The organism is Moorena sp. SIO2C4, assembly GCF_010672485.1.
Lineage (GTDB): Bacteria > Cyanobacteriota > Cyanobacteriia > Cyanobacteriales > Coleofasciculaceae > Moorena > Moorena producens.
The window spans coordinates 1-3,465 of the sequence record NZ_JAAHGN010000827.1 but is presented as its reverse complement, the minus strand read 5'-3'; the positions used below and the strand labels follow the sequence as shown (position 1 = coordinate 3,465).

Here is a 3,465-nt window from a genome sequence, read left to right as displayed (position 1 = left end):
TCGTAAACACAATGCAGCATTCACCAATTCTACCGCTTGCTTGGTCGGAACAAACCCCAATGCCCTTGGATTAATCTTTCTTACGATGTCTTGGGTATTTTTTGATTCTGCTTTTTCACGCCATTGCTCAACTGACAGACCAAAGGTGCGCCAAGGCGGGGGCGGTGGCATACGACTCAGATGTTGTTGTTGCTCTTCTGGAGTTGGTAAACTTTCCGCACTAAGGGTTAAGCCCCGGTAGATGCGAAGATCCTGCTGGTCAGATGTTGGGTCTTTTGGCATTTTAGTCCACTACGTCGGTATTCAAGGGTCTAGAGCTTCGGGAAGGCTTCGGATATAAATCATCCCAGAGAAGGGTTACTTCTAAGTCTTTGTATTTTTTGTCTTGGCGTAATTTGAGTATTTTGTTAGGCCAATTTTGCCATTCTGAGAGGTTTAGATGCTCTCCTTCAATCAGAGGTTGGTTCACGTTCCGACTCCAGACCGCAATGGGTAAAGCCTCTTCAATTCTTTCTAGATCGGAATCTGATGGGTCTGTACCCATATAATAGATATCATCCCCTTCAAATTCCCCAGGGACACTGGGTTCAGTTACTGGATTATTTACATCATTCCATAACCCTTGCTTCTTGACTTCAATCTCATCACGAATCTCAAGAAAATCTTGATCAAAATATCGTTCAAAGGAGTTGATAAAAATTGGATACTCCTCACCCAGGGGTGTTAGGTTTCTCCCTCGCTTAAACCTAATATTATCCAATTGTGTTTTGAAATAGTTGAAGGGAAGAAAATACTCAATTGTTAAATTAACTCGTGCAGGTAAACTATAACGAGCCTTGCGAATTAAGTTGGGCAAAATTTTTTCAAGATTAGTGTATAAACTCTCATTCTCTTGCTCAGGGAAACTCTCTTCACTTTCCCGAGGTTCTAAGCGTATCTTCTCTGCAAACCGACCAAGTGGTAAATCCTGACTTTCCAGCCAAAGACTCATACTCAAAAATAATGCACCAGAGGCTTGTCCTGTACCATTATCATTATCAAACTCTGGTTCAATTTCAACTTGAAGTCGCAGATTTTCTTTCTTAATCAGTTCTTGAAATTTTAAATCAGCTTTTTTAACAGATTCTTGGATTGTAGAGAGGTTTGCCTCTTCTCTATATTTTATAACTTCCTGTTGCCAATTTTTAATAGTATTAGCAAGTAGCCTCAATGATATATTATTCTGTTTATAAAATCTTTGGCGACACCATTCTGCACAAGCCACTAGAGGGCATATTCCTCTTGAAACTGGTTTTTCTCCTAATTCAGTCAGTCTTTTTTTGATTTCTGTACAATCCAGAATAAATTCATCGTATAAGACAAGATTTTCAATATTTTTAGAGCTTAAAATAAAGGAGTTAAGCTGAAGTAAGCTATCTTCTGGGTGTTTCTTTAATTCAGCAAAAAGTTTGCTAATCAGTTCATCTTGCTTTTCTTCCCATGTTTGTATAGTCTTAGGCAGAATGGGAAAGAAAATAGCAGATATCTCAGAGCCAGAAGCTGAGTAGGAAGCACGTTGATTTGAGCAAATAATCTGATTAATTTGGTCAACTAGATAATCTAGAGGAATATATAAATTATCGTAGTTTTTTAAATCGTTAATAACTTGCTCCAAAGCGCTAGAAAATACATCTTCTTTTGCTGTATCTTTGGCACGACAAGCCGCAATCCCATGAACTGCGATACCTGCTCCTTTTACCGGTTGGTATTTCTGAACAACTTGTGTAGTAAATTTAGAGACATCACTTATTCCGACCCCAGAATAACAAGTATCAATAATATACAGGATTTGTTTGATCTTAACTCCTTCATTGTTCAAAGGACGAACTAACTCTTCCGTTGGTAATGATGTCTGAGGAAGTTGATTTAGAATCGTATCTTCCATTAAAAGATAATGTCTATCTCCTTGGCAATATTCACCATGACCGGAATAGTAAAAGATTACGCGATCGCTCTCACATCGTTCTTGCTGAAGCCAATTTGAAAATTCTTTGATTAACTCATCTTTCTTCGGATTTAAACGAAGATTTGTCAATGCTTCTTCATATCCAAATTGCTGAGTGAATAAATCAACCACTCTCTGTAAGTCTGTCGGCACACTATCCAAGTTATCTACATCGTGATCGTTGTAATTACTTGTGCCACAAGCGATTAAATAATACCTGGGTTTTCCCGCCATATACCTCGTCTACTCATCCATCAAGCCTAACTTAATAGCTTCTCCTGTTTCAGATGCTGTGAAATAGTTACTGGCATTGTGAGGATCAGATCTATTATAAATAAGTTTATCTTCGACTAATCCGTTAAATAAAGGATTTAACTCTTTTTCTAAAGCAACAATATCTCCTGCATCCGCAATATTGATCCACTGTTTGACACTTCCCGGCCAAGACCCCAAATTAGAGACCGGTGAGGGTTCCAGGCGATCAAAAATCAGCCCTTTTATCCCCAATGGGGAACCTAGAGTCACAAAAACCTCCACTGACCATTCTGGGTGTTGGCATAGGGCTTCGTAACAGACAACTGACCCGAGGGAATGACCAACCAATACACGGGTATCTTGGTCAATCGCTTCCACAATGCGTCCGCGAATTTGCTGTCTTAACTCTGGATTATGGAAGTAACCCCCAACTTGCTTGAGAAAAGAAATCACGATCTTTTCAGCAACACCACCAAAAAACCTGGAACCAGTTAAGGCATTTAAAGCTTTTTGAACACGTCTCGGTGTTGCCTTTTCTCTTGATAGATCGGCTGGGCCTTTAATATCATCTTCTACTTTTGCTGCTTCTTTCCACCATTCCAGGAGGAGTTCCTTCTCCCAATCCGAGTCAATATCACTGGCGTCATAGTTAGGTATCCCTATTGCTGATTTCGAGCGGCCTCTGAACAGGTCTCCATAAAAGGCACAGCGGAATTCATGATCAGAATCTAATCTAGCTCCAACACGCTCCAAACCATCCTTGAGGGCTGGTAGCCACTGAGCATAAATTGTATTACTACCTCTAAATTCTTGATTAATACCATGAACACCCACAATCTTAGCCATACCATTACCTACCTATCTGTGTAAGGATTGGTTCAAATACTAGAATCTCAAAGAGCTTCCGCAGCCACAGGTGCTGTAGCAAAGCTAGCAACTCCTCCAGCAACTTTAGAAACTTTGTTGTTATCGAGAAAGTTCTGAAAACTTACCCTTATACAGAACTTACGTGGTTAAGTTGATTTCGCCCCCCTAGCCTCCCAATTTTGGGTGGGAAATAAACCTAACCGCGTAACTCCTGTTTATATTATCAATTTACAGCAGTCGCCAGGGCAGTTAGGACATCGACATTAGTCTCACACCCTTTGTAAGCGATGCAGAGGTGCGACCCGTGGCGAATTTAATTCGCCAACGGAAAGCGCACCTAAGCGGTCTTGGGGGTTTCC

At 40.4% G+C, this 3,465-nt stretch carries 2 protein-coding genes and 1 pseudogene; all 3 read right to left on the bottom strand.

Annotated features, from left to right (window positions below; genetic code table 11):
* Positions 1-282, bottom strand: a pseudogene (locus F6K20_RS29815) (AAA family ATPase); the annotation flags it as partial.
* Between the two features lies 1 nt (position 283).
* The gene (locus tag F6K20_RS29810) at positions 284-2,218 is read right to left on the bottom strand and encodes a VMAP-C domain-containing protein (protein ID WP_287297102.1); all 1,935 of its coding nucleotides are present in this window, start codon (positions 2,216-2,218) and stop codon (positions 284-286) included.
* Positions 2,219-2,227: 9 nt separating this feature from the next.
* Positions 2,228-3,085: an alpha/beta hydrolase family protein gene (locus F6K20_RS29805; protein ID WP_287297100.1), complete on the bottom strand. Its 858-nt coding sequence runs from the start codon at positions 3,083-3,085 to the stop codon at positions 2,228-2,230.
* Positions 3,086-3,465 lie beyond the last annotated feature (380 nt).

Bases quoted from the DNA above. Each gene is read 5' to 3' on its own strand.
- F6K20_RS29810 (WP_287297102.1), bottom strand. From the start codon at position 2,218: ATGGCGGGAAAACCCAGGTATTATTTAATCGCTTGTGGCACAAGTAAT.
- F6K20_RS29805 (WP_287297100.1), bottom strand. From the start codon at position 3,085: ATGGCTAAGATTGTGGGTGTTCATGGTATTAATCAAGAATTTAGAGGT.